This window comes from Curtobacterium sp. PhB128, assembly GCF_004340725.1.
In the GTDB taxonomy this organism is placed as follows: domain Bacteria; phylum Actinomycetota; class Actinomycetes; order Actinomycetales; family Microbacteriaceae; genus Curtobacterium.
The window spans coordinates 127394-153451 of record NZ_SLUR01000003.1; the positions used below are offsets into that span (position 1 = coordinate 127394).

Annotated in this window: 29 protein-coding genes; 8 read left to right on the forward strand and 21 right to left on the reverse strand. The window is 65.9% G+C overall.

The genetic code is table 11. From position 1 onward, the window contains the following. Window positions 1-4: 4 nt before the first annotated feature. A complete protein-coding gene (locus tag EDF23_RS06840; protein ID WP_185094187.1) occupies window positions 5-508 on the forward strand; it encodes a DUF4396 domain-containing protein in 504 nt (167 codons plus the stop codon). Window positions 509-992: 484 nt separating this feature from the next. Further along, window positions 993-1160 carry a hypothetical protein gene (locus tag EDF23_RS19160; RefSeq protein ID WP_165901042.1) on the forward strand — a complete coding sequence of 56 codons (168 nt, stop codon included), beginning with the start codon at window positions 993-995 and terminating at the stop codon, window positions 1158-1160. A gap of 256 nt (window positions 1161-1416) precedes the next feature. Here the strand turns inward: EDF23_RS19160 and EDF23_RS06845 are convergent, their stop codons facing one another. Genes EDF23_RS06845 through EDF23_RS06855 form a run of 3 tightly spaced genes read right to left on the reverse strand, consistent with a single transcriptional unit; the run spans window position 1417 to window position 4231 of the window. Further along, window positions 1417-2229, reverse strand: a complete 813-nt coding sequence (locus tag EDF23_RS06845; protein WP_123293741.1) for an AAA family ATPase — start codon at window positions 2227-2229, stop codon at window positions 1417-1419. Next, complete coding sequence (locus tag EDF23_RS06850; RefSeq protein ID WP_123293740.1) at window positions 2229-3623, reverse strand: Mu transposase C-terminal domain-containing protein; 1395 nt, start codon at window positions 3621-3623, stop codon at window positions 2229-2231. Before EDF23_RS06850 ends, EDF23_RS06845 begins: the two co-directional genes overlap by 1 nt. A 5-nt stretch (window positions 3624-3628) precedes the next feature. Then, a complete protein-coding gene (locus EDF23_RS06855; protein WP_123293853.1) occupies window positions 3629-4231 on the reverse strand; it encodes a recombinase family protein in 603 nt (200 codons plus the stop codon). A gap of 544 nt (window positions 4232-4775) precedes the next feature. On the opposite strand from EDF23_RS06855, the gene EDF23_RS06860 reads away from it, so the two are divergent. Next, on the forward strand, window positions 4776-5504 hold the full coding sequence (locus EDF23_RS06860) for a potassium channel family protein (RefSeq protein ID WP_243648839.1): 729 nt from the start codon (window positions 4776-4778) through the stop codon (window positions 5502-5504). A gap of 34 nt (window positions 5505-5538) precedes the next feature. On the opposite strand, the gene EDF23_RS06865 is transcribed toward EDF23_RS06860, so the two are convergent. The 5 genes from EDF23_RS06865 to EDF23_RS06885 are packed head-to-tail and all read right to left on the reverse strand — an operon-like array spanning window position 5539 to window position 10691. Continuing rightward, the gene (locus EDF23_RS06865) at window positions 5539-6900 is read right to left on the reverse strand and encodes a dihydrolipoamide acetyltransferase family protein (RefSeq protein WP_123293738.1); all 1362 of its coding nucleotides are present in this window, start codon (window positions 6898-6900) and stop codon (window positions 5539-5541) included. Next, a complete protein-coding gene (locus EDF23_RS06870; RefSeq protein ID WP_123293737.1) occupies window positions 6897-7913 on the reverse strand; it encodes an alpha-ketoacid dehydrogenase subunit beta in 1017 nt (338 codons plus the stop codon). The genes EDF23_RS06865 and EDF23_RS06870 overlap by 4 nt, the downstream gene beginning before the upstream one ends. Then, entirely contained in the window at window positions 7910-9001 is a 1092-nt protein-coding gene (locus tag EDF23_RS06875) for a thiamine pyrophosphate-dependent enzyme (protein WP_200849223.1), read from the reverse strand. Before EDF23_RS06875 ends, EDF23_RS06870 begins: the two co-directional genes overlap by 4 nt. Continuing rightward, entirely contained in the window at window positions 8998-9594 is a 597-nt protein-coding gene (locus EDF23_RS06880; protein ID WP_159573342.1) for a uracil-DNA glycosylase family protein, read from the reverse strand. Before EDF23_RS06880 ends, EDF23_RS06875 begins: the two co-directional genes overlap by 4 nt. 32 nt (window positions 9595-9626) lie before the next feature. Next, window positions 9627-10691: a TDT family transporter gene (locus EDF23_RS06885; RefSeq protein ID WP_235035965.1), complete on the reverse strand. Its 1065-nt coding sequence runs from the start codon at window positions 10689-10691 to the stop codon at window positions 9627-9629. 152 nt (window positions 10692-10843) lie between these two features. Between EDF23_RS06885 and EDF23_RS06890 the strand changes: the two genes are divergently transcribed. Further along, window positions 10844-11764 (forward strand): LysR family transcriptional regulator, encoded by a 921-nt coding sequence (locus EDF23_RS06890; protein WP_235035966.1) that lies wholly within the window; start codon window positions 10844-10846, stop codon window positions 11762-11764. 47 nt (window positions 11765-11811) lie between these two features. Here EDF23_RS06890 and EDF23_RS06895 read toward each other — a convergent pair whose 3' ends face one another. The 11 genes from EDF23_RS06895 to EDF23_RS06940 all read right to left on the reverse strand — a co-directional run bounded on the left by EDF23_RS06895 (window position 11812) and on the right by EDF23_RS06940 (window position 20345). Next, window positions 11812-12294 (reverse strand): hypothetical protein, encoded by a 483-nt coding sequence (locus tag EDF23_RS06895; protein ID WP_123293733.1) that lies wholly within the window; start codon window positions 12292-12294, stop codon window positions 11812-11814. Window positions 12295-12332: 38 nt separating this feature from the next. After that, window positions 12333-12581: a hypothetical protein gene (locus tag EDF23_RS06900; protein WP_123293732.1), complete on the reverse strand. Its 249-nt coding sequence runs from the start codon at window positions 12579-12581 to the stop codon at window positions 12333-12335. 71 nt (window positions 12582-12652) lie between these two features. Beyond that, complete coding sequence (ctaD, locus tag EDF23_RS06905; protein ID WP_123293731.1) at window positions 12653-14410, reverse strand: cytochrome c oxidase subunit I; 1758 nt, start codon at window positions 14408-14410, stop codon at window positions 12653-12655. A gap of 618 nt (window positions 14411-15028) precedes the next feature. Beyond that, window positions 15029-16003, reverse strand: a complete 975-nt coding sequence (locus EDF23_RS06910) for an ABC transporter permease (RefSeq protein WP_123293730.1) — start codon at window positions 16001-16003, stop codon at window positions 15029-15031. Beyond that, the gene (locus tag EDF23_RS19165) at window positions 15945-16223 is read right to left on the reverse strand and encodes a hypothetical protein (protein ID WP_131845087.1); all 279 of its coding nucleotides are present in this window, start codon (window positions 16221-16223) and stop codon (window positions 15945-15947) included. Before EDF23_RS19165 ends, EDF23_RS06910 begins: the two co-directional genes overlap by 59 nt. A gap of 6 nt (window positions 16224-16229) precedes the next feature. After that, complete coding sequence (gene eno, locus EDF23_RS06915) at window positions 16230-17573, reverse strand: phosphopyruvate hydratase (protein ID WP_123340877.1); 1344 nt, start codon at window positions 17571-17573, stop codon at window positions 16230-16232. Between the two features lie 136 nt (window positions 17574-17709). After that, on the reverse strand, window positions 17710-18195 hold the full coding sequence (locus EDF23_RS06920) for an inorganic diphosphatase (RefSeq protein WP_123293728.1): 486 nt from the start codon (window positions 18193-18195) through the stop codon (window positions 17710-17712). Between the two features lie 32 nt (window positions 18196-18227). Beyond that, complete coding sequence (locus EDF23_RS06925; protein WP_123293727.1) at window positions 18228-18599, reverse strand: CrcB family protein; 372 nt, start codon at window positions 18597-18599, stop codon at window positions 18228-18230. Next, the gene (locus tag EDF23_RS06930) at window positions 18596-19099 is read right to left on the reverse strand and encodes a CrcB family protein (RefSeq protein ID WP_235035968.1); all 504 of its coding nucleotides are present in this window, start codon (window positions 19097-19099) and stop codon (window positions 18596-18598) included. The genes EDF23_RS06925 and EDF23_RS06930 overlap by 4 nt, the downstream gene beginning before the upstream one ends. Then, entirely contained in the window at window positions 19096-19842 is a 747-nt protein-coding gene (locus EDF23_RS06935) for a 2,3-diphosphoglycerate-dependent phosphoglycerate mutase (protein ID WP_123293726.1), read from the reverse strand. The genes EDF23_RS06930 and EDF23_RS06935 overlap by 4 nt, the downstream gene beginning before the upstream one ends. Further along, complete coding sequence (locus EDF23_RS06940; RefSeq protein ID WP_123293725.1) at window positions 19839-20345, reverse strand: universal stress protein; 507 nt, start codon at window positions 20343-20345, stop codon at window positions 19839-19841. Before EDF23_RS06940 ends, EDF23_RS06935 begins: the two co-directional genes overlap by 4 nt. Before the next feature lie 351 nt (window positions 20346-20696). Between EDF23_RS06940 and EDF23_RS06945 the strand changes: the two genes are divergently transcribed. The 3 genes from EDF23_RS06945 to EDF23_RS06955 all read left to right on the forward strand — a co-directional run bounded on the left by EDF23_RS06945 (window position 20697) and on the right by EDF23_RS06955 (window position 23097). Further along, window positions 20697-21140 carry a hypothetical protein gene (locus EDF23_RS06945; RefSeq protein WP_123340876.1) on the forward strand — a complete coding sequence of 148 codons (444 nt, stop codon included), beginning with the start codon at window positions 20697-20699 and terminating at the stop codon, window positions 21138-21140. 108 nt (window positions 21141-21248) lie between these two features. Further along, window positions 21249-21848, forward strand: coding sequence for a DUF305 domain-containing protein (locus EDF23_RS06950; RefSeq protein WP_123293723.1), 600 nt, complete (start codon window positions 21249-21251; stop codon window positions 21846-21848). 52 nt (window positions 21849-21900) lie between these two features. Then, window positions 21901-23097, forward strand: coding sequence for a permease (locus EDF23_RS06955; RefSeq protein WP_200849224.1), 1197 nt, complete (start codon window positions 21901-21903; stop codon window positions 23095-23097). 224 nt (window positions 23098-23321) lie between these two features. On the opposite strand, the gene EDF23_RS06960 is transcribed toward EDF23_RS06955, so the two are convergent. After that, window positions 23322-23813 (reverse strand): hypothetical protein, encoded by a 492-nt coding sequence (locus EDF23_RS06960; RefSeq protein WP_123654332.1) that lies wholly within the window; start codon window positions 23811-23813, stop codon window positions 23322-23324. Between the two features lie 214 nt (window positions 23814-24027). Here EDF23_RS06960 and EDF23_RS06965 point away from each other — a divergent pair, with 214 nt between their 5' ends. After that, entirely contained in the window at window positions 24028-25155 is a 1128-nt protein-coding gene (locus EDF23_RS06965) for a hypothetical protein (RefSeq protein ID WP_123654333.1), read from the forward strand. Window positions 25156-25160: 5 nt separating this feature from the next. On the opposite strand, the gene EDF23_RS06970 is transcribed toward EDF23_RS06965, so the two are convergent. Further along, entirely contained in the window at window positions 25161-25730 is a 570-nt protein-coding gene (locus EDF23_RS06970) for a helicase associated domain-containing protein (RefSeq protein ID WP_123293718.1), read from the reverse strand. Between the last annotated feature and the right edge of the window lie 328 nt (window positions 25731-26058).

A 26058-nucleotide genomic window follows, 5' to 3' on the forward strand; every position in this document is an offset into this window, starting at 1 on the left:
CGACATGGACACCCACGAACACCACAGCATGACCGACCACGACAACCACCAGAACCATGGCGGCGGTCACGCGACGACGACGTGGACGATGGCCGCACAAGCGACCCTGCACTGCCTCACCGGCTGCGCGATCGGTGAAGTCCTCGGCATGGTCATCGGCACCGCGACCGGCCTGCACAACACCGGCACGATCATCCTGTCGATCGTGCTGGCGTTCATCTTCGGCTACGCCCTCACCATGCGCGGCGTCGTCCGGTCCGGGCTGAGCTTCTCCGCCGCGTTCAAGGTCGCCCTTGCCGCAGACACCGTGTCAATCGCCGTGATGGAGATCATCGACAACACCGTCATCGTCGCGGTTCCCGGCGCCATGGACGCGCAGCTGAACGACTGGCTGTTCTGGGGCTCCCTCGCGTTCTCCCTGGTGATCGCGTTCATCGTGACCACCCCGGTGAACCGGTGGATGATCAGCCGCGGCCTCGGGCACGCCGTCGTTCACGGCCACCACTGATCCAAGTGACTGGCCCTCGCGGCCGCCGGAGTGCAGAGGCCCCCTCAAGCTCCAGGGGGCGGCACATCTGGCGGGTGCGACGTACTTGCTGCATGCCCGCCAGATGTGTCAGAATCGTCCTGCGTTCATAGTGCGCGCCAACAGCCGGCCTTCGGGTCGGTTTTTTTGTGCCCGAAACGCTCTACCCGCGAAGGCCCAGCGGCGGCGATCGCTTGCGGCGAGATGCAGGCCTCTCCCCGCCCCTCGATGAAAGGGCGGGGGATGGTGAGGCCCCCGCCCTTCTTCTCGCGGCTGATCGCGACGCGAGGTGAGCCCAGTGTGTCGAGCCGCACCTGTGCACGCGGCGAGCTCATCGCGGCACCCACGTGGTTCGGTCATCGATGAACCGTCCCTCGCACCGCGAGGCCCACAGACCTCGGAGCACGCACTGGGCGTGCTCCCGAGAGCCAGCCCACGGGCTGGCAGATCGAACGGTGGAGGTTCCATGCCCCTGTCGATTGAGATCCCCGCTGCCGCTGGCTACGCAGTCGGATTCGCCCTCGCGATGAACTTCATCGCGATCGCGATCCGACAGGCGTGGCCGGTGCTGAGTGACAAGGCTGCCCGCCGCGTCGCTCGCATGCAGCGGGCGAAGGCTGCTTCGAAGAAGTAGCGCTCAAAAAAGACCCCCCTCCATCGTCGGGGAGAGCTCTGTGTCCGTTTCGTACCACAAACCTCCGATTCCGCTACAGCGGGCCGAGGTCGCGGTGAGACATCGGCGACAGCGGCGTGTCTTGTAGCGAAACCCAGTCCCGGAATCTACGTCCCGCTACTACCCCGTCCAACGAGTTTCGCTACGTTCTCTTCATGGGTCCTCGTTGTGAGCGGCAGCGCCTCATGGCCCGGTTCGGGCATCGTTCTTTGGCTTGTTAGCTGACGCCAATGACAAGAGTGCTGCGGGCGGCTTCGATGACGTCGTTGGTGATGACGTCGAGTTCGTTGATGCGGAGCACGCGTTGGATCTGCGGGAGGAGTCGTTCAAGGAGGCGGAAGTTACCGCGGGTGATCCGTTCGATGGCGGCGACGGCTTGGGCGTCGGTGAAGTCGTCAGGGTCGAGGGTGTGGCCGAGCTTTCGCCACTGGCGTTCGAGGACGAACAGCAGCTCGTCGTGGCCGAGTGGGCGGTACTGGTGTGCGAAGCCGAGACGGCTGTAGAGCTGCGGGTAGTGCGCGAATTGCTTCTCGATGCCGGGCATCCCGATCAAGATCAGCGCTGTGCCTGTGCGGTCGTACTGATCGCGGAGCCACTCGATCGCGGTGGCGGTAAGCCGTTCCGCTTCATCGACGATGACGAGCTCGAGCTGGGACGGTGGTTGACCGTGGCGGTAGCTGACGGTGTGACCGATGAGTCGGAGGTGTTCCTCGACGAGGATGTTCGTGTGGCGTAGGTCGTAGTCGAGCTGGTCGCGAAGGGACCGCAGGGAAGCAGCGACCTGCGGCGTGTAGAAGACGGTGCGCGCTCGGTGGGCAGCGGCGTAGACCTTGAGGTCGCTTTCGGATCGAGGACCCCATTGCTTGATGAAGGGTCCGATGAGGTCCCAGTGTGCGTAGCGGCGGGCCGAGAGCGTCTTGCCGACGCCGGCGGCGCCGAAACAGATTCCGATGGTCTGTTGCTTGCGAACGGCGTCGGCGAACTCCGTGAATCGACGGTGTTCCTTGGTGACGACGAACTGGTTGGGCATCACTGGTCCTCCTCGTAGGTACGGAGCCTCCGTCGGCGCTGCTGAGATACGGGCTCGGACGGTGGCTCCTGCGCTGGCGGATGTTCGACGACAGCGATGCGTTCTTGGATCTGTCCGCGGAGCGCTCGGCGGTGCGCGTTTCTCGCGGCCTGGATCTGTTTGAGGGAGACGGTTTCGCTCTGGTGTTCCGGGTTGACTGCGGTGCAGAGGTAGATGTTGCGGTGGAACACGCGGATCTCGGTGATGTCTCGTGGGTCGTAGCGGATCGTCACTGTCGCCCCGACGAACGGTGCCAGTGTTGGTGACGTGTAGCGAAGGCCCTGGAAGCGGATGCCGTCGCGTTGCACGATCCGGGACGCCGGCACGGTCAGGAGAAATCCGTCGAGCTGTTCGAGGGAGTCGGGCATGCGGGCCAGCCAGCCGCCAGCGATCCATGCGTCCACCGGGGACTGTTTCGTTTCCCGGTGAATGCGAGTGTTGTAGCGGCCGATGAACGCCACGACAGCCGCATCGAGGCCAGCGAGGTCGAGGACTGGTGACGGAGCGGGCGTCTTCGTCGTCAGGTGGCCGGGCAGGCCGGTGAGCAGTTCCGTGTTGACGGTGCCAAAGAACCGCTCAATCTTTCCGCGGCCTTGCGGTCGACCGACTGCGGAGTGCACGATCCGAAGGTGCAGTGATCCGGCGGTTGCACTGAGTCGGTGGCTGGTGAAGTCGGACCCGTGGTCGACGTAGAGCACGTTGGGGATGCCGCAGATGGGCCAATCGGGTTGGACCTTGTGCCAGATCGCCTGCCGGAGAGCGAGCGCGGTGTTCGCCGCCGATGGCGCACCGAGGAACACCAGATACCCGCACACCGCTCGGGAGTAGTCGTCGAGGATGACGGTCAGCCAAGGACGAGCCGGCCTCCCGTCCGGGCCGACAATCAGGATGTCGAGCATCGTGTGATCGGCCTGCCAGACCGCGTTCGGCTGGTCCGCTCGACGCCGGAGGAGCAGCTCGTGTTTATCCCGGTACGATGCAGGCCCGTCGAGCGCCAGGGTCACCATCCCTGGGTCGAGAGCGCGCACGATGTTCTGCACGGTCGAGTACGACGGTGCATCGGCGTCGCGGCCAGCGCAGCGCTCGACCAGGCGCCGGTGGATGGTGGCGATCGAAGGTCGTGGCCGGGTCAGGGCCAGTGCCTCAACCAGAGCCACGAGATCCGGCGATGTGCGCCTGACCCCACGATCCAGGCGAACACTGTCGGAGAGCGCGTCGTAGCCGCCTGTTCGGTAGCGGGCGAGCCACCGCGTCAGGGTCCGACGCGGCACACCCGTTGTGCGGACGAGCTCGGCAAGCGGAATCGCGTCATCGACATGCAGTCGAAGGATTCGCCACCGCTCGTCCGCGTCCACGGTCGCTACATCGACGGGGAGGGCTTGGTGCGTCGAGCGGTCATGACCTCGGTGTGCTTCGCGAGCGTGCGGTAAATGGTCGTCCTGCTGACTCCGAGGACGTCTCCGATCTGCGCGACGGTCATGTCCTGCTGCTCGTACAACCGGCGCGCCGTTCGGACTTGGTCAGAGGACAGCCGCGGTGGACGCCCGCCGGTGCGGCCACGGGCGCGAGCCGCAGCAAGGCCGGCATTGGTGCGCTCCTTGATGAGGTCCCGTTCGAACTCCGCCAGGGCCGCGAACACGTGGAAGACGAGGCGGCCGCCGGGCGAGGTGGTGTCAATGGTCTCCTGCAGCGACCGGAATCCGACACCACGGTCCGCGAGGCCGTGCAGCTGGTCGATGAGGTGCCGGATCGAGCGCCCGAGTCGGTCGAGACGCCAGACGACGAGTGTGTCGCCGGGGCGGATCTGGTCGAGGAGCTTGTCGAGTTCTGGTCGGTGCTCGAGTGACCCAGACATGGTGTCGACGAATACGCGGAAGCAGCCGGCAGCGTTCAGCGCATCGACCTGCAATGACGCGTCCTGGTCGGTGGTGGATACACGCGCGTACCCGAGGAGGTGCCCCATGAAGAGAACGTAGCGAAACTCGACCAGGAGGGGTAGAGGCGACACGTAGATTCCGGGACTGAGTTCCGCTACAAGACACGCCGTCTCGCATATTGCCGGAGCGTCGGTTCGGACAGTTGTAGCGGAATGGTTCGTTATCGGCACATAGCTAGATCCGGGCTTTGCAGGGAGCCGCTGCGGGTGGTGCTCTCAACGATGGCGTCCGTTTGCCGGTGACGGGTGTGGCGTTGCCAGGACGGGGATGACGCGGGCGCAAGCGTGGAGGGTGAGGTGTCGCATGACGCTGTCGATGGCCATACCGCCGCTGGCGACCACGGCGCGGAGTTCGGGGAGCATCTCGAGCAGTCCGGCAAGTGAGCGACGGCCGCGCCCGATGTCGTCGGGTCGGACGGGAATCGGTGGTTCCCGCGAGGTGAGGGTTAGGCGCAGGATCTGGCGTCCCAGGAGTCCGGTTTCGGGCGGCCCGCTCGGAGCGGGGGTCGACGTGGTCGCGGGGAGGTCTTCGGTAGGTGCTGGCTGAGGCGAGGGGCAATATCGTGCACATGTGAGGTGGACACAGCAGCGGTGGGAACGGGTAATGCGGTGGCCGCTTGCGATCGCGGCGGGAGCGTTTCTTGCTGCGTATGCGGTGGAGGTGCTCGCCGATCATCACGGCCGCAGCGCGTTCGTGTCGGATGTTGTGATCAACGTCACGTGGGCGATGTTCGTGGTGGACTACCTCGTGACGCTCCTGTTGGCGCGTCATCGTGGTCGGTGGTTCGTGCACCATCTGGTGGACCTGGCCGCTCTTGCGTTGCCGTTCCTGAGGCCTTTACGGCTGTTGCGGCTCGCGCAGCTGTTCCGAGTCCTGCAGCGGAGCACCGGGGCTGCCGTTCGCGGGCGAGTGATCGTGTACGTGATTGTGACGACAGCTTTGCTGGTGTTCGTGTCCGCGTTAGCGATCCTCGATGTGGAACGGCATGCCGACGGCGCGACGATTGTGTCATTCGGGGATGCGCTGTGGTGGGCGTTGGTCACGATCACGACCGTTGGGTACGGTGATCTGACCCCGGTGACCGAGACAGGTCGGTTGATCGCCGCGGGAGTGATGATCAGTGGCATCGCGCTGCTGGGTGTAGTTACCGCGACAATCGCGAGCTGGATCATTGATCAGGTCGGTCGACGTGACGACGAAGCACAGATCGCGACCCGGCGTGAACTACGTGAACTGTCTGCCGAGATCCGGTCGCTGCCGGAGGAGCTGCAGCAACGTCGACCGCCGTCGGGTGAATGATTCCCTGCCACGGTGTCCAGATCGTTCCGTGGCGTCATAGTAAGAGTGAGATCGGGTCTTCAAGGAGGCTGGTGAGCGTCTGTAGGTATTGAGCGGCGAGGGCGCCGTCGATGACGCGATGGTCTGCGGAGAGCGTGAGGCGGATCCTGTGGCGGACGACGAGGTTGCCGTCGTGTACGGCAGCGTCCGCCGTCGCTGCTCCAACGGCGAGGATTGCGCTTTCGGGCGGGTTGATGATGGCGGTGAAGGACTCCGCGCCGAACATGCCGAGGTTACTGACGGTGAACGTGCCGCCGGTCATGTCGGCGGGTTGCAGTTTCCGATCCGCCGCACGGGCGCTGAAGGATCGGCTGGCGGCGCTGATGCTGCTGACGCTTCTGGTGTCGGCATGTGTCATGACCGGGACAACGAGGCCGGCCGGCGCGGCCATCGCGATCCCGATGTTCACTGCAGTGTGCTGCGTGATCGCAGGATCCGGGTCGTCTTGGTAGGAGACGTTGATGGCCGGGTGCGCGGCCAGGGCGAGGGCTGCGGCCTTGACGATGAAGTCGTTGAGGCTGACTTTCGCGGTGTCTTGTCTGATCCGTGATGCGTTCACCATGGTGCGCAGATCAATGAGGGCGTCAGCGTCGGCGACGGCGGTGACGGTGAAGTGCGGGATGGTGCGGGCGCTCTCGGTGAGTCGGCGAGCGATCACCTTCCGCGTCCCGGTCATCGGCGTCGTCACGTCCGCGTCGGTGTCTTGCTGATGGTGTGTGGAGGCGCTGCCAGGCACGGGGAGCGTTGCCGTCGACGGGACATCGTGCTCTAAAGCTGCAGCACTCTGGTCCGCGTCGATGATGGCTTCGACATCAGCCCTGACAAGGCGGCCGCCGGGGCCCGATCCGTGAACGGTGGCGATGTCGACGTGGTGTTCGCGAGCGAGTTTGCGTGCCAGTGGGGACGCGAACGCGATGTGCTCTGCCGGCGCGGGTATGCCTTCGGAGCGTTCACGCTGTTGCGGCTCCACGGGGGGATCTTCCGATGTGCGTGCGGGGTGGTCGTGCTCGGATGATGTGTCGAACGCGGGAGCGGGGACGAACGTTGGAGTGGTCGGCGATGTGTGCTCATCGGCGGGCGAGTCCGCGCGTTGGCCATCCGCCGGGCTGAGCGCGGGGCCGGAACCGTCGTCGAGCGTCGCGATGGGAGTCCCTATCGCAACGTTCTCTCCTTCGGGAACGAGGATCTCCGTCAAGGTGCCAGCGTCGTAGGCTTCGTATTCCATGGTGGCTTTGTCGGTTTCGATCTCGACGAGGATGTCGCCGACTTCGACGATGTCGCCGGGGTGCTTGTGCCAGGCGGAGATGGCGCCTTCTTCCATCGTGTCCGACAGCCGCGGCATGGTGATCTGGATCATCGGGACGTTCCGTTCCGGTCGGAGGCGCGCCAGCCGACCGCGTGGAGGGTTTCGTGGACGGCGGTAATCGCGTCCTCGAGCGCGGGAAGGGCCACCGTTTCGAGGGGCTTGGCGTATGGCAGGGGAACTTCGGCCATCGCGACGCGGCGGACTGGTGCGTCGAGGTCGTCGAAGGCGCCGTCGGAGATCGACGCGGCAAGCTCCGCGCCGATGCCGTAAGTGAGCCAGTCGTCTTCAAGGACGACCGCGGCGTGGGTCTTCCGCACGGAACGGATCACGGTCTCGCGATCGAGTGGGCGGAGGCTTCGCAGGTCGATGACTTCGGCGTCGATGCCGTCCTCGGCGAGCCGTGTTGCTGCTTGCCGCGCCAGGTGCGCGGTGCGTGAGTAGCCGATGAGCGTGACGTCAGACCCGACGCGGCTGACAGCGGCGCGACCAATTTCGACGTCGTCGACGTCATCGGGTACGTCGTCCTTGATGTTGTAGAGGGCGAGGTTCTCGAGGAACAGCACCGGGTCGTCGTCCCGGATCGACGCACGCAGGAGCGTACGTGCGTCCGCTGGGGTGGACGGTGCGACGACTTTCATACCGGGTACGAACGCGTAGTACAGCTCCACGTTCTGCGAGTGCGTTGCACCGAGCTGTTGACCGCCGCCACCTGGTGTGCGGATCACTAGCGGTACGCGGCTCTGCCCGCCGAACATGCCGTAGATCTTCGCGGCGTGGTTGACGATCTGATCGAGTGCGAGGAGGGAGAAGTTGATGGTCATGATCTCCACCACCGGTCGCAGTCCGAGCATCGCGGCACCGATCGCGGCACCGGTGAACCCTTCTTCCGCGATTGGGGTGTCGCGGACACGGCGTGGCCCGAACTCCTCGAGCAGCCCCTGAGTGATTTTGTACGACCCTTCGAATATCCCGATCTCTTCGCCGAGCAGGAGCACGTTCTCGTCCGCGAGGAGTTCCTCGCGGAGCGTCATCCGGAGCGCGTCCCGGTAGCTCATCACAGTCATCGGGTCTGCTCCTGACTTGTCGTGGCGGGATAGTTCGTGTCAGTGGGCGGTGGGAACAGCGGCTGTGCAGGGAGCCGGCGCGTGTCGTTCGGGACCGGTGTGGCGTAGGTGTAGTCGAACAGGGTGCTGGGGTCCGGGTGGGCGCTGTTCGCGGCGTAGTCCGCTGCCGCGGTGGCTGCAGCGATGGCGGCGGCGTCCATGGCGGCGGCGGCATCGTCGTCGATGATCTCTGCGGCGATCAGCGCCGCCCGGTAGGCGGCGACCGGGTCGTGCTCGCGGAGCGCTTCCGTTTCGCTGTCGGTGCGGTACTTCGCCGGGTCCACCACCGAATGGCCTTTCAAGCGTTCGGTGGTGAGTTCCAGCAGGAACGGCTCATTTCGACGCGCTGACGCGAGTGCGCGGGTCATCGCTTGCTGCACGGTGACCGGGTGCAGCCCGTCGGCGCGTTCGGCGGCCATCCGGTAGGAGGCAGCGCGCTTGTACAGTTTCGGTTCCGCGGAGGCGTGTTCGACGGTCGTGCCCATCCCGAGCTGGTTGTTGATGATGACGTACACGATCGGCAGATGCCACAGCGCGGCGAGGTTCAACGACTCGTGGAACGCGCCGATGTTCGTCGTCCCGTCTCCGAGCGTGCACACCACGACCTCGTCGCCGCCGCGGTAGTCGATCGCGAGGGCTGCCCCGGTGGCGAGCGGGATTTGCCCGCCGACGATCCCATAGCCGCCGAGGAGCCTCGCGGTGAGGTCGAACATGTGCATGGAGCCGCCCCAACCACTGGAAACCCCGTCGACGCGGCCGTACAACTCCGCCATCACCCGGTTCGGGTCGATTCCGCGGCCGATCGCGTACCCGTGCTCCCGGTAGTTGGTGAACAGGTAATCCATCGGCTGCATCGCGGTCGTGATCCCGGCGACCGCAGCCTCCTCGCCGAGATTCAGGTGGCAGTATCCACCGATCAGGGCTTGCGTGTAGGCGCGGGCGGCGCGTTCCTCGAACCGCCGCACTCGGAGCATCAAGGACAGCAGCTCAGCTTGTTGCTCTTCGGGGATGTTGTCGGGCTCTTGCGTCGGCGTTGTGCGGGAGGTCATAACGGTCTGCTGCTCCTTTGCGCAATTGCCCATCCGACCCGTAACGCATTCACGGCGCGGAGGTGTTGTTCGGCCCGGTGCCGACCGTTGGCCGGTGAGGGGTGTGGCGCGGCGATCACCGGTAGCACAGTCGGGGCGTCTGTCATGGTGAGGTACCGCATGACGCCGTCCAGCGCCGTGGCTCCGAAGGTGACGATCGCGGCCAGTTGCGGAAGCGAGGCAAGGAGCGTCGACAGCGCGGGGATGCTTTCCACCAGATCTGCTCGCGTGGGTCTTCTCGCGAGTTCCCACGGCACGATATTCCACCGCAGGTACGCCGTACGCGGCAGCCCAGATTCCGCACGCGCGCGCCTGAACGCAGCCACTGTCGGGCCGGGATTGTCCTCGCTGCAGATCGCACCCGCGCCGACCGCGATCGTGGCGGGACCGGGCGATTCCATCAGCACCAGGACCTGGGATTCGACCCCACCGGAGTGAGCGTCGAAGCCCGGCACGAATCGCCTGGTCCCATCCGGTGCGAGCCGCCACATCTCCGCCAACCCGTTCAGCGACCGAACATCCGCCGGTGCGAACGTCCGACCGGTGTCGCGCACAGCGGCGGCAGCATCACGTGGTGATCGCCGCATCAAGCTGGCTTCGGGGGCGCGAGGAGGGTGCCGCGGATGACGGAGCCGTGGAAGGTGCGGACGGCAACAGTGATCCACGCGGCGACGAGGCCGGCGTAGTACAGGACGGCGAGGCCAGCGACGACGGTGAGTCCGGAGTGCAGGGCCAGGCCGTTCAGGCCGGTGACGCAGGTGCCGACGGGGAACGTGAACGACCACCAGGTCAGGCTGAACGGGAGGTGCTGCTTCGCGGTGCGGATGGTGATGGCGAGGGCGATGACGGTCCACAGCAGCGCGAAGCCGAGCATCGCGAACCCGTACACCAGCGCCACGACCAGCAGGGCATGCGCGGTACTCGCATCGACAACGGTGGGGGCGTTCGAGGCGAGGAGGTTCACGGCGGTGATCGACTGCCCGACCGGCCCGAGGACGATCCACAGAGTCGGGACCATGCCGGCGGCGCCGACCTTGTGCTGCGCGAGACGGTTCCAGATCAGGGTGATCACGACCAGGGACGTGATGAGGCTGAGGCCGAAGAAGCCGTAGCAGGCCCACAGCAGCGTCTCCCGTGCCTGTCCGGCGGGGGCGTAGGACAGGAGGAGCGCTCCGGTGGAGGCGGACACCATCGGCGGGACGATCGGCATCAGCCAACCGCCGAACGCCGAGTCGGGTTTGTTCTCGTGGCGGGTGAACGCCAGGTACGGCACGAGCACTGCCGTGAGCAGTCCTCCGATGGTGCCGATGGTCCAGAGGACCCAGTCGATGGTGACGGCGGCGGGGAGGCCGATCCAGTCCTTGCCGAGCAGGATCGTGCCTGCACCGACGGTGAGAAACGCCATTGGCGGGGCGCCGTAGAAGTGCGAGATGACCGGGTGCAGGTGGTGCTTCGCCGCGGTGTCCCGGTAGCGCACCCAATGCAGGACCGTCGCGATGGTGAGGGCGATGAGCAGGATCGCAGCGATTGCCCACACCACCGTCGCGCCAGTGCGCAGCCCTGGGAACTGCAGCGGGAGTGATGCAGCGGCGACGGCGACGATGCCGGTGCCCATGATGGATGCGAACCAGTTCGGAGTCAGGTTCGACACGATATGCCCTGGCCGATCGAGCTCTCGGAACACCGTGCGCCGCTTTGGGGCACCGTGCCGCTTGGTCGTGCTGGGTGCCGGTGCGGTCTGGGTGGTCATGCAGGCAGTCTGACCCCGACCTCGGGCGGGGTGGAACCACGAACTGTTTCGGGGTGGCACAATCATGGTTTGTGAAACGTCGTGTGACGGACCGGAAGCTGGATCTCGACACGTTGGACGTGCTGCAGCGTGTCTCGGAGTCGGGCTCGTTGTCGATGGCTGCGAGCCAGTTGGGCATCACTCAACAGGCGGTGTCAGCGCGGATTGCGGCGGCGGAGCGGATGGTCGGGGTGCAGCTGGTGGTGCGTTCCTCGTCGGGTTCGTGGCTCACCGATGCTGGGGCGACGGTGATGGAGCTTGCCGCACCGGTGTTGGATGCGGCAGCACGATTGGAGGCAGGTGTGCATGCACTGCGGCTGCCATCGGGCACGATCACGGTTGCCGCGTCGCAAACGATCGCGGAGTTGATGTTGCCGGAGTGGTTGTTGCGCTCCCGTCGTGCGGCGCCGGAGATCAGTGTGCGCATGTTGGCGGGGAACAGCACCGACGTGATCGGGTACGTCCGCACCGGCGCCGCTGACATCGGGTTCGTTGAGGGGCCACACACGCCGGTGGATCTTCATGCGATGCCGGTTGCGGACGATGAGCTCACGGTGGTCGTTGCGGCAGAGCATCCATGGGCGTCAGCGGCGTCTGTGACGGCGGCGGATGTCGCCGCGACACCGCTGCTGGTGCGCGAGCAGGGATCGGGCACGCGCGCTGTCGTGGAAGGGTGGTTGCGTGACCAGGGGTTGACGATGGTGGAACCGGCGGCGCAGCTTGATACCACCGCGGTGATTCGCGCGAACGTTCGCTCAGGCGTGGCGCCGGCGGTGATGAGTGTCCGTTCGGTACGTGCGGATGTCGACGCTGGGGTCCTCGTGCGGGTCCCGGTCGATGGCCCATCACCGCTTCGGCGGTTTACCGCGATCTGGTCGACGCCGCCATCAGCCGCGACCGCGGCGTTCCTGCACACCGCAACCCACCCGGTGTAGTCGTCTGCTGGCGAACCGGAGCTGGCGGCCACGGCTTCGCGGGGTTGTCATATTGCGCACGCGTCGTTCCATTCACGGAATGGTGTGTTGGGGTTGGAAACGTCGATGATGGCGTTCGCTGCGGATCGCGGTTCGTCTCGTTGCGTGAACGCCTGCGCGGCTCCGACATCACGGATGGGCGCGCGGACAATGCCGGTACTGGCCCAGATCGTCCAGTCCCAGAGCCCTCGAGCGGGCACTTGCAACAGTCCCCATCCGGTCACGATGAGCACGTCCGCTCCTACCGGGTCGCTGCGGAAGGGAATCGCCACATCCGCTCGTGCTCCCATCGCGGTGATGACCGAAGTGATCGTCTCGTGTTGCACGGCGTAGCCAGCTGCAGTGACCGCGTCACCGAGCGCCGTCGCAACCGCGTGCACGGCGTCGACGGAATCACCATCGACCGCGATGATCGATCGCCGGCCGGCGTACTGCGTGCTCCACTGATGCACCACGTCGCGGTACACGCTGGCGATGGTGTGGGGGGTCATTGGTGCTCCCTTATGTGGCGGCGGGTGTCGGGGACGGATCAAACGGCATGCAGCAGCGGAACGAACAGTGCTGCGGCAGCGATCAAGACGACGAGGGAGACGCCGGTGAGCAGCAGCCGCTTCTGCCGGCGGGGTTGCCCATCTGGTGCGTCGCCCCACACGCTCGCCCGGACGGTGATCTGGTGCGCATCGCCGACCAGACGGCGGATCGTCGGATCGGACAGGTCCAACAGTCCGTTGCGGGCATTGGCCGAGATCTGCGCAGCTTCCCGCATGCTCATCGACATCCGCGACACGCTCCGATCACGTTCCGCGTCGTTGGCACTGAATCGTCTGCGAGACCGACTCGTCCGTTGCATCAGAACGTCTGCCCGTTCTCGTCGCCAACCTGCTTGACAGAATTGCCATGCACCACGGGGCCATCCGGAGCATCTGTGAATGGGCCGCGCCCGATCGGGATGCCAGCCTCAGGGTGATTCAGGTCGAACGCCGGGGACTCCGACCGGATCCTGGGGATCGAGGTGAAGTTGTGTCGCGGTACCGGACACTGGGTTGCCCACTCGAGGGAGCGACCGTACCCCCATGGGTCATTGACCTGCACCTTGGGTGCCTTCCGAGCCGTGATGTAGATATTGAACAGGAATGGCAGGAATGAGATCCCGAGCAGTATCGACCCGATCGTGGAGACCTGGTTCAGCCAGGTGAACCCGTCCTGCGGCAAGTAGGTCGCGTAACGGCGGGGCATGCCGATCACGCCGAGCCAGTGCTGCACGAGGAACGTGGTGTGGAACCCGAGGAACAGTAACCAGAAGTGGATCTTGCCGAGCCGTTCGTTGAGCATCTTCCCGGTCCACTTCGGCCACCAGAAGTAGAAACCGCCGAACATTGCAAACACGACGGTGCCGAACACGACGTAGTGGAAGTGGGCGACGACGAAGTAGCTGTCGGAGAGGTGGAAGTCCAACGGCGGAGACGACAGGATCACGCCGGTAAGGCCACCAAAGGTGAAGGTAATGAGAAACCCGACAGCCCAGAGCATCGGTGTTTCGAATGTCACCGAGCCGCGCCACATGGTGCCGATCCAGTTGAAGATCTTCACCCCGGTCGGGACTGCGATCAGCATCGTCATCAGTGAGAAGAACGGCAGCAGGACGCTGCCGGTGACGTACATGTGGTGTGCCCACACGGTCACCGACAAGGCTCCGATAGAGATGGTGGCGTAAATCAGTGTCTTGTAGCCGAAAATCGGCTTTCGGCTGAACACGGGCATGATCTCGGAGATGATGCCGAAGAACGGCAACGCGATGATGTACACCTCGGGGTGCCCGAAGAACCAGAACATGTGCTGCCACAGCAGCGCTCCACCGTTGGCGGGATTGAAGATCTGCGCGTCGAAGACACGGTCGAGGCCGAGGCCGAAGAGGGCAGCGGCCAATACCGGGAACGCGATCAGTACCAGCAGCGCAGTTACCAGGACGGTCCAGGAGAAGATCGACATGCGGAACATCGTCATGCCGGGGGCACGCATGCAGATGATGGTGGTGATGAAGTTGACCGACCCGAGGATTGATGCGAATCCGACGAGGATGAGCCCGAACACCCACAGGGTGCCACCGAGGCCTGGCGTGAAGGTCGTGTCCGACAGTGGCGCGTACGCGGTCCACCCGAACGATGCTGCACCCTGCGGAGTCAGGAAACCGCCCACAGTGATGAGGCCGCCGAACAGGTAGATCCAGTACGAAAAGGCGTTCAGTCGGGGAAACGCGACATCCGGCGCGCCGAGGTGCAGCGGCATGATCGCGTTCGCAAAACCCGAGAACAACGGTGTCGCGAACAGCAGCAGCATGATCGTGCCGTGCATGGTGAACAGTTGGTTGTACTGCTCCTTTGTCGCCACGATTTGGAGGCCCGGTTCGAACAGTTGCGCGCGGATCACGAGGGCCATGACGCCGGCGAGGAGGAAGAACATGAATGAGGTCATCATGTATAGGTAGCCGATGACTTTGTGGTCGGTGGAGGTGATCCACCGGACAATGATGTTTCCTTTTGCGCCGGTCCGGGGCGCATCGAACACGGGCACCCCGGTGTCGGTGGTGCGCGGGGTTGTGGCGGTCATGAGCTGCCTTTCGACATGCAGTGCAGAGACTGGTTGGGCGAATTCTGCCGGCTCGCTGGGGTCACACGAATAGGACGGCAGCGATCAGGCACGCACTGGGGCTGGCATGAGCCCAGCAGCGCTAGCAGGCTGGCGGTGACGCACCCGGGTCGTGGCATGTGACTGCACCACCTGCTCAGCTTCGGTGACGACGTCGGCGACTGCCTGGTCGTGCATGTCGAATGCATCCGTCGCGACGTAACACCGGCTGCGAGCCGTTCCGTTGAGCGGTCCACCCGAACGTTGATTGGGGCGCATCAGCATGGCTCTCCTGTTCGTGGAAGCGTTCCTGCCGATCTTCCTCGCCGCTCGGGCGGTCGGCAACGGAGATTCGGTTGTGACCACACAACGGCGTGTTGTGTGCGGCGGCGGTTGCGACGCGCAGCGGGCGACTTCCATGCCACCGAGCATCATCGGCACGGTGCACTGGTCGGCACGGTGCACTGGTCCGTGTCGTGGTGTCAGCTCGGCGGAACCGGGCCGGGGTTCACTCGAGCGAACCTGCGTCGGGAGGAAGGGGCGGCGGCGGACTGAGTTTCCTCTGTGCCGGCTGCCGGTGCCGCGCGGGATTTCCGGGTGTCAGCGTGGTCGCGTGGGGCGGGTTGCAACGGGAGCGAGCCAGGCGGTGAGTGCGGTGGCCACGATGCTGCCAGCGCCGATGATGACGGCGAGGACGACGATCTGGAATCGTCCGGCCTCGATGGGCGAAACCCCACCGAAGACCGCGCCGACGAACGCTCCGGGAAGCGTGACCAGCCCGGTCGTTTTCGTCTGGTCCACTGTTGGCACCAATGCTGCGCCGATCGCTCGGCGGACCTGGTCGACGGTGGCCTGCCGTGGCTGCGCTCCAAGGGCGAGCCACCCTTCGACTTCGTCCCATCGGTCATCGACGAGTTCGACGAATCGCCTTCCGGATAAGGTCGAGATCGTCATTGTGTTCCCGATCACGATGCCTCCGATCGCGAGAACGTATCGCGGGGTGAGCGCGATGGCCCCGGTTCCGAAGACGAGTACGCCGGCGACCATGATTCCTGCAGCCATGCACGTCGCGACTGGGACAATGCGAGCGCGGAGCGTGCCGAGCCGTCGAGCTGAGGTAATGGCCGCGACCGTGAACATCACCAAGAGCGCGATGGTGATCAGCGCCGGCGAGCGGATGATCCCTGTCAGCAGCACGCTGATCGCAGCCAACTGCAACACCCCCCGCCCAACTGCGAATGCTGGAGCCCACGGTGAGGGTGCGCGCACTGCCAGCAACACCGCCGCCGTAACACCGACGAGAGTGACCACGCCGACGAGAGTGCGGACGGCTTCATCGGAATTGATCAACTCGCTCCTTCCACCGGCGGCCGCCACGCGCTCAGGTTGCAGGCGTACCCAGATCGGGAAGAAAAGAAGGTGTGTCCGGCCAAGGCGCGCGTCCCCTTGCCCTCGGGCAGGACCGCCCGCCTGAGCATCGTTGATTCGGTCCGCCGGATCGCCGGGAGCATGCCGACTATTGGTCACCGCCCTGTCTGCCAAAGTCGACGAGAAAGATGAAGATGCGTTGCCCATCACGCATCTCGTGCGTCATCTCCCGGATCGTACCGATCTGACCATCGCGCGTGAGCGCCTGCTGCAGCGCCGGGACCTGCACAAGATGGTTCACGTCTACGTCGAACCACTCCACATGGTGCGCGTCAACATCGGATGCCATCCAGTCATCTGCTGGTGCGCTTCGGTCCCACCCGTACTGATGCGTCTCCACTGGAGACCATTTCACGATGCGCTGCATTGTCGCTCACCGCTGCCCGATCAAGCCGTAGGGCAGTCCCGGGTGCTGCTCGGCGATTTCGGTGAGCCGGTTGTACTTTGCGACCCGTTCCCCGCGGGCGGGTGCGCCCGACTTGATCTGCCCAGTACCGGTTCCGACGACGAGGTCGGCGATGAACGTGTCCGTGGTCTCCCCGGAACGGTGGGAGACCATGCTGGCCATCCCGATGCTGGTGGCGGTGGCGATCGCACCGAGGGTCTGGGAGACCGTACCGATCTGGTTCGGCTTGATCAGTGCCGCGTTCGTCAGGTGTTGCTCGCCGCCGTCGCGGATGCGCTGGGGGTCGGTGACGTAGAGGTCGTCGCCGACGGTCTGGATCCGGTCACCGAGCGCCGCTTGCATGCGGCGGAACCCCTCATGGTCGTCCTCAGCGAACCCGTCTTCGATGCTGCGGATCGGGTACGTGTCGATGAGCTGCCGGTAGTAGTCGACCAGCCCGTCCCGGTCGAGGCTGTCGTCGAGCATCCGGTACGAGCCGTCTCCGAGGGAGAACTCGTTCGCGGCCGGATCGAGGGCGATCGCCACCTGGTCGACGCCCGGCTCGTAGCCTGCGGCGCGGATCGCGGTGACCAGCAGGTCGAGCGCTTCCTCGGGTGCAGCGATCGATGGTGCGAAGCCGCCCTCGTCGCCGAGGCCGAGGCTACCGAACCGGTCCCGTACCAGGCCCGCGAGGGCGTGGTAGACGTCCGCGCCGATGCGGACAGCGTCGGCCATCGTTGAGGCGTTGACGGGGGCGATCATGAACTCCTGGAAGTCCAGCTTGTTCGCTGCGTGCGCGCCGCCGTTGAGGACGTTGAAGTGCGGGACCGGCATCCGCGGCGTCGAGCCGGTGATCTCGGCGATCCACTGCCAGAGTGGGAGGTCCGCGGCGTGTGCGAGGGCCCGGGAGGCGGCGATGGAGGTTGCGACGACGCTGTTCGCGCCGAGCCGGCGGTACCCGGTGGTGCCGTCGAGTTCGGCGAGGGCGGCGTCGACCTGTCCGATCGCGGACCAGGACCGGCCGGTGAGCAGGCCCGCGATGTCGGTGTTGATCAGGTGGAGCGCCTGGGTGATGTCGCGGCCACCGAACGCTGTTCCGCCGTCGCGGAGCTCGACGGCTTCGTGGGCGCCGGTGGATGCGCCCGCGGGGGCGTCGCCGGTGACGGTGCGGCCGTCGTCGAGTTCGAGCAGGACGCGGACGGTCGGGTAGCCGCGGGAGTCGAGGATGCGGGTGCCGTGGACGGCGTCGATGGTGACGGGGTGGTCGCGGTGGGTGACGTACTCGCCCTGGTGGGCTCCGTGGTGGTGGATGCCGCTGATGTAGTCGTTCATGGTGACGCTCCTTCTGGTCGGGTCATGCGTCGTGGTCGTGCGGATGGAAGGGAAAGCCGCGGGGAGGCGGAGGGGACGACCTGCTGGCGATCACTCAGCGCCAGTGCCTCCCCGCGGCGGTCAAGGGGCCCGTGGATCACGGGTGTCGGGTGTGGGCTTCCTGTGCGGTGCGGATGACGGCTTCGGCAGCAGGACGGTTGGCCCACCCGTTGGTGGTGACGTGCTTGCCGTGTTCGATCTCCTTGTAGTGGGAGAAGAAGTGCTCGATCTCGATGAGGGTGTGCTCCGGGACGTCGCTGATGTCCTGCAGGTCTTCGAACCGGTCGTCGCCGGCGGGGACGGCGAGGATCTTGTCGTCGCCGCCGTTCTCGTCGACCATGCGGAGCATCCCGATCGGCCGGACCGTGATGACGACGCCCGGGAACGTCGGTCGGGGCAGCAGCACGAGCGCGTCGAGGGGGTCGCCGTCATCGCCGAGCGTGTCATCGATGGAGCCGTAGTCCTGGGGGAACACCATGCTGGTGAACACGGCCCGGTCGAGCCGGATCCGGCCGGTGGTGTGGTCGACTTCGTACTTGTTGCCGCTGCCGCGGGGAACCTCGATCGTGACGTCGAACAGCATGGGAAGGCCCGTTCCAGGATGTGGGGTGGCGGTCACAGCAGACCGCCAAGGAGGATGCCGGCGATGGCTGCCGCGACCGAGAGGACGAGCATCCCGAGACCGTTGACGGCTGCGGCGGTGATCCGGCCGCTGCGGGCGAGGCGGACCGTTTCGAAGTTGGCGGTACTGAACGTGGTGTAGCCGCCCATCACCCCGGTGCCGAGCACCGCCACGGGGGCTGCGCCGAGGTGACTGGCGGCGCCGACGATGAGCCCGAGCAGCAGCGACCCGGTGATGTTGATCGTCAACGTGCCGACGGGGAGCCGGAACTCCCGGCCGGTGTTGATCAGCCCGTCGAGGAGGAACCGGCCGGCAGCGCCCACGCCGCCACCGGCCGCGACCGCGAGGAGGATGCCGGCGTTCATGCGGACACCGTCCGGGGGCGGAACCAGCCGGCGACCACCAGTCCGACCGCGGTCGCGATCGCACCGGCTATGACGGTCAGTAGCGCGTACCCGGTGCCGGCGAGACCGTGGCCGGTGAGGAACAGTGCGGCGGTGGACTCAGCGAGGGTGCTGTAGGTGGTGAAGCCGCCGAGCACTCCCGTGCCGAGCAGCAGACGCAGGACACGGCGGCGGCCCGCGTCGGGACCGCGATGCGCCAACGCTTCCAGGAGCACCCCGAGCAGCAGCGCTCCGCTGATGTTGATCCAGAAGATCGACCAGCTCACCCCGCCGTCTGCTGGGAGCAGCGCACTGATCACGTCGCGCAGGAGTGTGCCGACCGTGCCACCGACCGCGACGAGGCCGACGTACCGCCACCGCAGGTGCACGGGCCGCATGGCCGTTGCGGGGTCGGAGACGTCCACATCCGGGTCGGAGGGGAGCTGATCATCGGGCATCGGGGTGTCCGTTCGGGTGGTCATGTTCCGCCTTCTGCCGCGACCAGCGCCGCGGCGTGGTGCGCTGCTACCGGATCCAGGAACGCCCCACCACGCGGGACGAGAGCACCCGTCGGCGTAAGCTCATACTGCAGCGGCTGCCCCGTGGGCAGGTTCAGTGCGTGCAGTTCCGGCTCCGTGAGGTCGTCGATGCACGCGCACATGGCGCGGAGCGAGTTGCCGTGCGCGACGACGAGGACGCTCCGACCCGACCGCACCATCGGTAGAAGTCGGTCCTGCAGCACGGGTCGGACCCGATCGATGACATCGGAGAGGGCCTCGGTGCGTCGGAGGGCAGCGTCTGACAGGTCGCGCAGCGCGGAACTTGACCGCAGCGCCGTCCACACTTGCAGGGACATCGCCGGTGGTGCGCCGTTCCGGGACCTGCGGATTCGGGTGTATTCGTCGTCGCCGAGCGTTCGGCGGGCATCGGTCTTGGTCATCCCGGTGAGTGCGCCGTAGTTGCGTTCGTTGAGCTGCCAGACCTTCTCCGTCGGGATGGCGATGCCGAGGGTGTCGAGGACCAGTTCCGCAGTGTGCACGGTGCGTTGCAGCGTCGACGTGAGCACCTGGTCCGGCAAGATGCCTGCTGCCTGCAGGAGCCGCCCCGCGGTCACGGCTTGCTGGACACCCTCGACGGTCAACGGTTCGTCGCGGAGGCCGGTGAAGGTGCCGGCCCGGTTCGCGGTGCTTTCCCCGTGGCGCAGCAGCACCAGCCGGCCCGTCACGACGCATCCCACGGCAGGGCGCTCTCGAACCCGACCGGAGCGTGTGGGACGACCACGACGGGACGGTGCTGCTGGTGCGTCAGGCGGGCGGCGACGGAACCGTTCAAGAACTCCGCAACCCGGCGTCGGCCCGTCTGCGACCCGACGACGATCATTACCGCGTCACGTTGCTCCGCCACCGCCGCCAACGCCCGGCTTGGATCTCCAACCCGAGTGAGGATCTCCACCCGGACCGACCGTGCTGCAGCGAGATCGTGGATGACGGCGACGTCGCGGTCGGGCAGCTGCTGCGGTTCGGTGTCCGCCGTGTCCGGATCGATCGGTTCGATGATCTCCGAACCGTCCCGACGAGTTCCTGCGTTCAGCAGCGCCGGATCCACCGCAACACACACTACCGACGCACCGAAATGCTTCGCGATCAGCGTGGCAACGCCGACAACGCTCTCTACCTGCCCGGACTGTACGCCGGCAACGATCGTGCGGGCGGAGTCTGCCTCGACCATGTCTTCTCCCTATCTCGGGCACGCTGACGCGCGCCGTGCTGAGATAGGGACTGTTGTCGACAGGTGTCGAGGTTGGGTCCGGCAAGCCCCACTACCGGGTCCGAAGACACCACCAGTATGCACCCACCACCACGCACCACGACAGGAAAGTCCCTCCGGCTTCTGCGGAAGGGGTACGGCCTCTGAACGGTACGGCCACGCGACGCATACCCCTGTGCTGATCAATCACCCAGCCGCCACAGACAGCACATACCCCCAGGGGGTACAGTGCCATTAAATCTACCTTGCACTGTGACGTGCTCAACGCTGCAGCTCGACACTCCGACACTCACCGACCTGATCGAAAGACTGATGCTCACCACCACCGCCTCCCCGCGTCGCCGGCTGCTGTTGCAGGCCGTAGCGACGTTGGCGCTGCTGCTGCTGGTCGGGTTCACGGTCCTGATGCACACGATGGCCGGCCACGAGCACCCGATGGCAGCTCCCGCCGCCACCACCGAGCACGTCCATGCCGTCGCAAACCGCCACGGGGAGCATGCCGCTCCCGCGGCCGCGGTGCTGACGGTCCTCACCGACGCCGGCTGTGACAGCGGCCTGTGCGCGCTGATGTGCTCGCTGATGGGGATGGCGTGCGCGCTGACGATCGCCCTGTTCGCATGGGCGCTAGTGCGCGCACGGACCGGCGGCGTCCTCGCGCTGCTGTCGCGACTGCTTGCGCTGGCTGACCGGCTGCCGCGCCACATCGCAGCACCGAAACCACCGTCACTGACGGCACTGCAGATCATCCGCATCTGATCCTCCCCCTGCGGGACCACACCGCCGCAGGGCGGCTCCCGCATGCCCAGAACCGGGAGGCATCCGCCTGCCCGGACCAATTGACGCATACACGGGAACGGACCTTCCATGCACACCACCACGACCACGCGCATCCTCGCGATCGCCGCCTCGCTCACCCTCGGCCTGACCCTCGCGAGCTGCTCCACCAACAACAGCAGCTCCGACGCGGGCTCGTCCGCCTCGTCGAGATCGGCCGCGTCGGCGCACAACGACCAGGACGTGATGTTCGCGCAGATGATGCTGCCGCACCACGAGCAGGCCGTCGAGATGAGCGACGTGCTCCTCGCCAAGGGCGACGGTGTTGACCCCAACGTCGCCACCCTGGCGAAGCAGATCAAGGCCGAGCAGGGTCCGGAGATCACTCAGCTCACCAGCTGGCTGCAGGGCTGGGGTGAGCCCACGGAGTCGGAGCACCCTGGGTCGGGGCACTCCATGTCCGGGATGATGTCCGATTCCGACATGACCGACCTTGACCAGGCATCCGCGAAGGACGCCGGGAAGCTGTTCCTGCAGCAGATGGTCCAGCACCACGAGGGCGCCGTCGATATGGCCAGGAGCGAAGTCGACAAGGGCAAGAACACCGACGCGGTCGCGATGGCGAAGTCAATCGTGTCGAGCCAGACCGAGCAGATCACGCAGATGAAGGACATGCTCGCGTCCAAGTGACCGGTTCTTCCCCGTTCGTGACCACCCTGTCGCGGCAGAATATGCCCGCGACGTGAAGAAGCAGGTGTATATGTTCGTGATCAACGCAGTCGGTGACGCCCTAGTAGCAGCCGGCTCGATGGGGTGGGAGATCCTCTGGCCCCTCATCCTCGGCTTCACCCTCTCCGGCATCATCCAAGCCGTCGTCCGCACCGACCAGATCACCAAGCTCATGCGCGACGACTCCCCCCGAGCGATCAGCGTCGCAACCGGCCTGGGCGCACTGTCCTCGTCCTGCTCCTACGCCGCCGTCGCCCTCGCACGGGCGCTCTTCCGCAAGGGCGCGAGCCTGTCGTCGGCCATGGCGTTCGAGGTCGCCTCCACGAACCTCGTCGTCGAGCTCGGTCTGATCCTCGCGTTCGTCATGGGCTGGCAGTTCACCGCAGCGGAGTTCGTCGGCGGACCGCTGATGATCATCCTCATCGCCCTCGGGTTCCGGCTCTGGATGCGCGGGAAGATCGTCGACGCCGCCCGCGAACAGGCCGACAAGGGCCTCGCCGGCGCGATGGAGGGCCACGCAGCCATGGACATGTCCGTGCAGGGCGACCAGGGCTTCTGGCGGCGACTGTTCTCGAGGCCCGGGCTCACGAGCGTGTCGCAGTACTTCGTCATGGACTGGGCATCCGTCATCCGCGACATCGTCATCGGCCTACTCATCGCCGGCGCCTTCGACGCCTGGGTCCCGAAGGCGTGGCTGCAAGCACTGTTCCTCGAGGGACACCCGACGCTCGCGTTCCTGATCGACCCGCTCATCGGACCGATCCTGGCGATGGTGAGCTTCGTCTGCTCCGTCGGCAACGTCCCCCTCGCAGCGGTCCTCTGGAACGGTGGGATCAGCTTCGGCGGTGTGATCAGCTTCATCTTCGCCGACCTGATCATCATCCCGATCATCATCATCTACCGGAAGTACTACGGCTGGAAAGCAGCCCTCCGCATCACCGGGATCTTCTACGGCGCCATGGTCCTCGCCGGCTACGCCGTCGAACTGCTCTTCACCCCGCTGCACCTTATCCCCACGAACCGGCACCTCACCATCGTGACGACCTCGATCAGCTGGAACTACACCACCTGGCTCAACATCGTGTTCCTGCTCGTCGCGGCGTTCCTGCTCGTCGTCTTCACCCGCAGCGGCTCATGGCCCATGCTCCGCATGATGAGTGACCACCCCGATACCCACGACCAGGCAAACGCCAAGCACAGCCAGCCCTGACCCGACCGGCCACGCCGACAGGGCAAGCTAGGCCACACAGCATTGTCGGAATCACGCCACAAAGCGTTCCCAGCCACAGGCGAACCGCGAGAACATCCCGTGGAACGCCACCGTGATGGTGTTGAGCTCCACGAAGCTCCCGTGCTCACTCAAGGTGGAAGTGGCTCCGGCCGAGAACGGACTAGCGCGTCAGTGGTGCAACAAGTCGGATGCACGCCGTTGACCTACTTCCGCTTCGTCTTCGAACGGCCTGCCCTTCGGGCAAGGCGATGGCAGTCTTTGCAGCCGACCGAGCCCTCCGCCACATGATTGTCGGGGCGTTCCTGGAAGTCCCCATGGAGCGGGCAGATCACCGTGACGTAAGTCTTCTGGTCGATGAAGACGACCTTCGCGTAGTCGTACTTGTCGCCGTGCCGGTTGGTTGCACATTGGATGAAACGCTGCGTGCGCAACTCCTGGTTGGCGTTGCGGAAGCCCTTGCAGTCCCGGCATCCCTGGCCACGCTGCGGGCCCCAGGGCGTTTCGCGGACTCGGCGGTGCTCGCGCGGGGTTTGCTCGAAGGGCCCGTGGTCGGGGCAGATGATGGTGACCTTGGTATCGCCGTTGACGTAGCTGCGTTCGACGTGCGCGTAGTCGTATCGGCCTTTGTGCAGCTTCGTCGCGAAGTCGATGAACTCGGCGGCTCGTTCTTCACGGGTGGCGGTGCGGTAGTCCAAGGGGCCCTCCAGGAGTCGTAGTCCTGGAGCTATGCCGGCACGCCCGAACCAGCCGGGAAAGGCGCCGAGCACCCGTCCCTCGAGACCTGGTCGATCTTCTTCTCGGCGTTCCTTACGTCAGGGTGAGGCCGTCAGGCATAGCCGTGGCATGCCTTCGCTCCCTGCCGCCGTTCGAGCGGCGCTCCGCTCACCGAGTTCAACCGAGCACCTTGTCATGCCGAACCAGGAGTCTGTCGCGTCCGCGACCGCCCTGGGGCGACCGATGGGCGCCGCCTTCGGTCGTCCGTTCCCACGTCAAGGTCCCGTCGAGCACTGCTCGCACATCCAATGTTGGGAACGCGAGCCGCTCAGCCTCGGGGACTCAACGCTCGGGGCCAGAAGCTCGAACGCAGACAAGGGGACTCTTGTCGCGCAGCTTCGCCCGGAGCCCCTTCACGCGATGCGGAAGTATCGGAGCCAGTCGGTTCCCGCCGACAGGTGGGCCAGCATCGAGCCGTTCGTACTGGACGCTGTCGCACTCGTCGCGCCCGCGTGCGCGTACCTTGCTGAACGGCTCATGGTCGCGGTGACTCCATACGTCGACTGGGTCGTGCACGTCAACGGGATGCAGAAGGTCGCCAACGTGTTCCACCCGGTGCTGATCCGCCGGTACATCTCCCGCGACGACCTCAACCTCAAGGACAAGACACGCCGCGATTACCGGTCCTTCCTGCTCCGGATCTCGGAGGTCGTCCTCCCCCACGAAGGTCCGATCGAGTTTGCGCCGTTGAACGGGCAGTCCGTCACAGCCCCGTACACCGACCTCGAACTGAACCTGCTCGAGTCCTGGGCGCGGGGGCAGTCAACGGCACTGCGACGTCGAGGTGCTGGCGCGGTCCTTGCCCTAGGTGCAGGTGCTGGGCTGGACCCGTGGGAGATGCAGCACCTTCGACGCAGCGACGTGCACGTTGACCGTGACGGAGCGCTCGTCAACGTACAGGGCGGAACGCCGAGGTTGGTGCCCGTGCTCGAACGATGGGAGCAGCTCCTCATCGACTCCCTCACGGACGTGCCGGACAACGCATGGGTACTCGGCGGGTCGAACAAGAAAACGACCTACAACTTCGTCACACCGTTCATCAACCACACCGACTTCGGCAACGAACCGAAGCCAGTCCCGACGCGAATGCGCGCTACCTGGATCACCACGCACCTTGCTGCCGGCACGCACGCCGCCGAACTCATGGCTGCCGGCGGACTGCGCAAGCCCGAGCACTTGGTCACGTCCCTCCGGCACATTCCGACGATGAACGCTTCCGAGCACCGTCGACGGATCCTCGCCGAGGCCCGCGAAGTTCGGTAACGCCTTCAGAGGACACGGAACCGAGCCGCCCGGAGCTGCTGCTCGCGTTCCGGCAGCAGGCGGCCGCGGGCGTGCTGGGCTCGTTGCTGGGCGACCCACCGTCCGATCGTCACCTCCGTCTGGTCGGCCGCGCGACGACGCGGCGGTCGCTGATGATCAGCCCAGAACTGCTGGTGCGCGGCGAGCATCGCGGACCACTGCGCGTCCCGGGGGTTCCAGGCGAACCCCGGCACCGCTTCAAGTCGTCGAACCTGGTACGAGCAGTAGCCACCCGCAGCGCCGACCTGCCGGAAGTAGGTGAGGGCGTCGACGAGGCTCTGCTCGGCGGTGGCAGGGCGCGGACGGGTCGAGTCGGCGCGGGGCATCCGTCCGCGCCTGCCGACGAAGTCGTCAAGGTCGTGCACTCGGTCGATCCAGCGTCGCACGAAAGGTTCGACCTCGACGGCGTCATCGGTGTCGGCCAGGTAGAACGCAACGCCGCGCCGCTGGTCGAGGGTGAGCGTCAGGGCTGGCTGCGCTGCGTGGTCGGCATACTCGCCGTGGAGCGCTGCGAGCGCCGTGGTCGGGGTGGGCATGTGGTCCTCTCCGAGGCCGGCGGTCGGCCTCGGAGGGGGTATGCGCGGAACGGGCGTGATCTTGGAGGACGCGCGGGTCGCAGACGAGCGGGGTCCGCAAACAGGACCAATCCGGCCGCGAAGATCACTACGTTTTCTGAGTCCCCGAAGCAGAGAGCCGCCCGGATCGCATGCACATGGCCAGCGTCACGCGTACGACGCCGACGCTGACGCCGCATGCGCTGGCAAGCGGCGACACGCCCGGGGTGACGCGACCGTTCGCATGCGCGGCAACCCCGGCAGATCCGCGCGGGCATGCGGATCGGACGGCAGCGAGATCAAAATCTGG

Coding starts and splice junctions, on each gene's coding strand:
- EDF23_RS06840 (WP_185094187.1), top strand. CDS start 5: ATGGACACCCACGAACACCACAGCATGACCGACCACGACAACCACCAG.
- EDF23_RS19160 (WP_165901042.1), top strand. CDS start 993: ATGCCCCTGTCGATTGAGATCCCCGCTGCCGCTGGCTACGCAGTCGGA.
- EDF23_RS06845 (WP_123293741.1), bottom strand. CDS start 2,229: ATGCCCAACCAGTTCGTCGTCACCAAGGAACACCGTCGATTCACGGAG.
- EDF23_RS06855 (WP_123293853.1), bottom strand. CDS start 4,231: ATGGGGCACCTCCTCGGGTACGCGCGTGTATCCACCACCGACCAGGAC.
- EDF23_RS06865 (WP_123293738.1), bottom strand. CDS start 6,900: ATGATCCAGATCACCATGCCGCGGCTGTCGGACACGATGGAAGAAGGC.
- EDF23_RS06870 (WP_123293737.1), bottom strand. CDS start 7,913: ATGACTGTGATGAGCTACCGGGACGCGCTCCGGATGACGCTCCGCGAG.
- EDF23_RS06875 (WP_200849223.1), bottom strand. CDS start 9,001: ATGACCTCCCGCACAACGCCGACGCAAGAGCCCGACAACATCCCCGAA.
- EDF23_RS06895 (WP_123293733.1), bottom strand. CDS start 12,294: ATGACCCCCCACACCATCGCCAGCGTGTACCGCGACGTGGTGCATCAG.
- EDF23_RS06900 (WP_123293732.1), bottom strand. CDS start 12,581: ATGTCGATGAGCATGCGGGAAGCTGCGCAGATCTCGGCCAATGCCCGC.
- ctaD (WP_123293731.1), bottom strand. CDS start 14,410: ATGACCGCCACAACCCCGCGCACCACCGACACCGGGGTGCCCGTGTTC.
- EDF23_RS06910 (WP_123293730.1), bottom strand. CDS start 16,003: ATGGGCAACGCATCTTCATCTTTCTCGTCGACTTTGGCAGACAGGGCG.
- EDF23_RS19165 (WP_131845087.1), bottom strand. CDS start 16,223: ATGCAGCGCATCGTGAAATGGTCTCCAGTGGAGACGCATCAGTACGGG.
- eno (WP_123340877.1), bottom strand. CDS start 17,573: ATGAACGACTACATCAGCGGCATCCACCACCACGGAGCCCACCAGGGC.
- EDF23_RS06920 (WP_123293728.1), bottom strand. CDS start 18,195: ATGCTGTTCGACGTCACGATCGAGGTTCCCCGCGGCAGCGGCAACAAG.
- EDF23_RS06925 (WP_123293727.1), bottom strand. CDS start 18,599: ATGAACGCCGGCATCCTCCTCGCGGTCGCGGCCGGTGGCGGCGTGGGC.
- EDF23_RS06930 (WP_235035968.1), bottom strand. CDS start 19,099: ATGACCACCCGAACGGACACCCCGATGCCCGATGATCAGCTCCCCTCC.
- EDF23_RS06940 (WP_123293725.1), bottom strand. CDS start 20,345: ATGGTCGAGGCAGACTCCGCCCGCACGATCGTTGCCGGCGTACAGTCC.
- EDF23_RS06945 (WP_123340876.1), top strand. CDS start 20,697: ATGCTCACCACCACCGCCTCCCCGCGTCGCCGGCTGCTGTTGCAGGCC.
- EDF23_RS06950 (WP_123293723.1), top strand. CDS start 21,249: ATGCACACCACCACGACCACGCGCATCCTCGCGATCGCCGCCTCGCTC.
- EDF23_RS06965 (WP_123654333.1), top strand. CDS start 24,028: ATGCCGAACCAGGAGTCTGTCGCGTCCGCGACCGCCCTGGGGCGACCG.
- EDF23_RS06970 (WP_123293718.1), bottom strand. CDS start 25,730: ATGCCCACCCCGACCACGGCGCTCGCAGCGCTCCACGGCGAGTATGCC.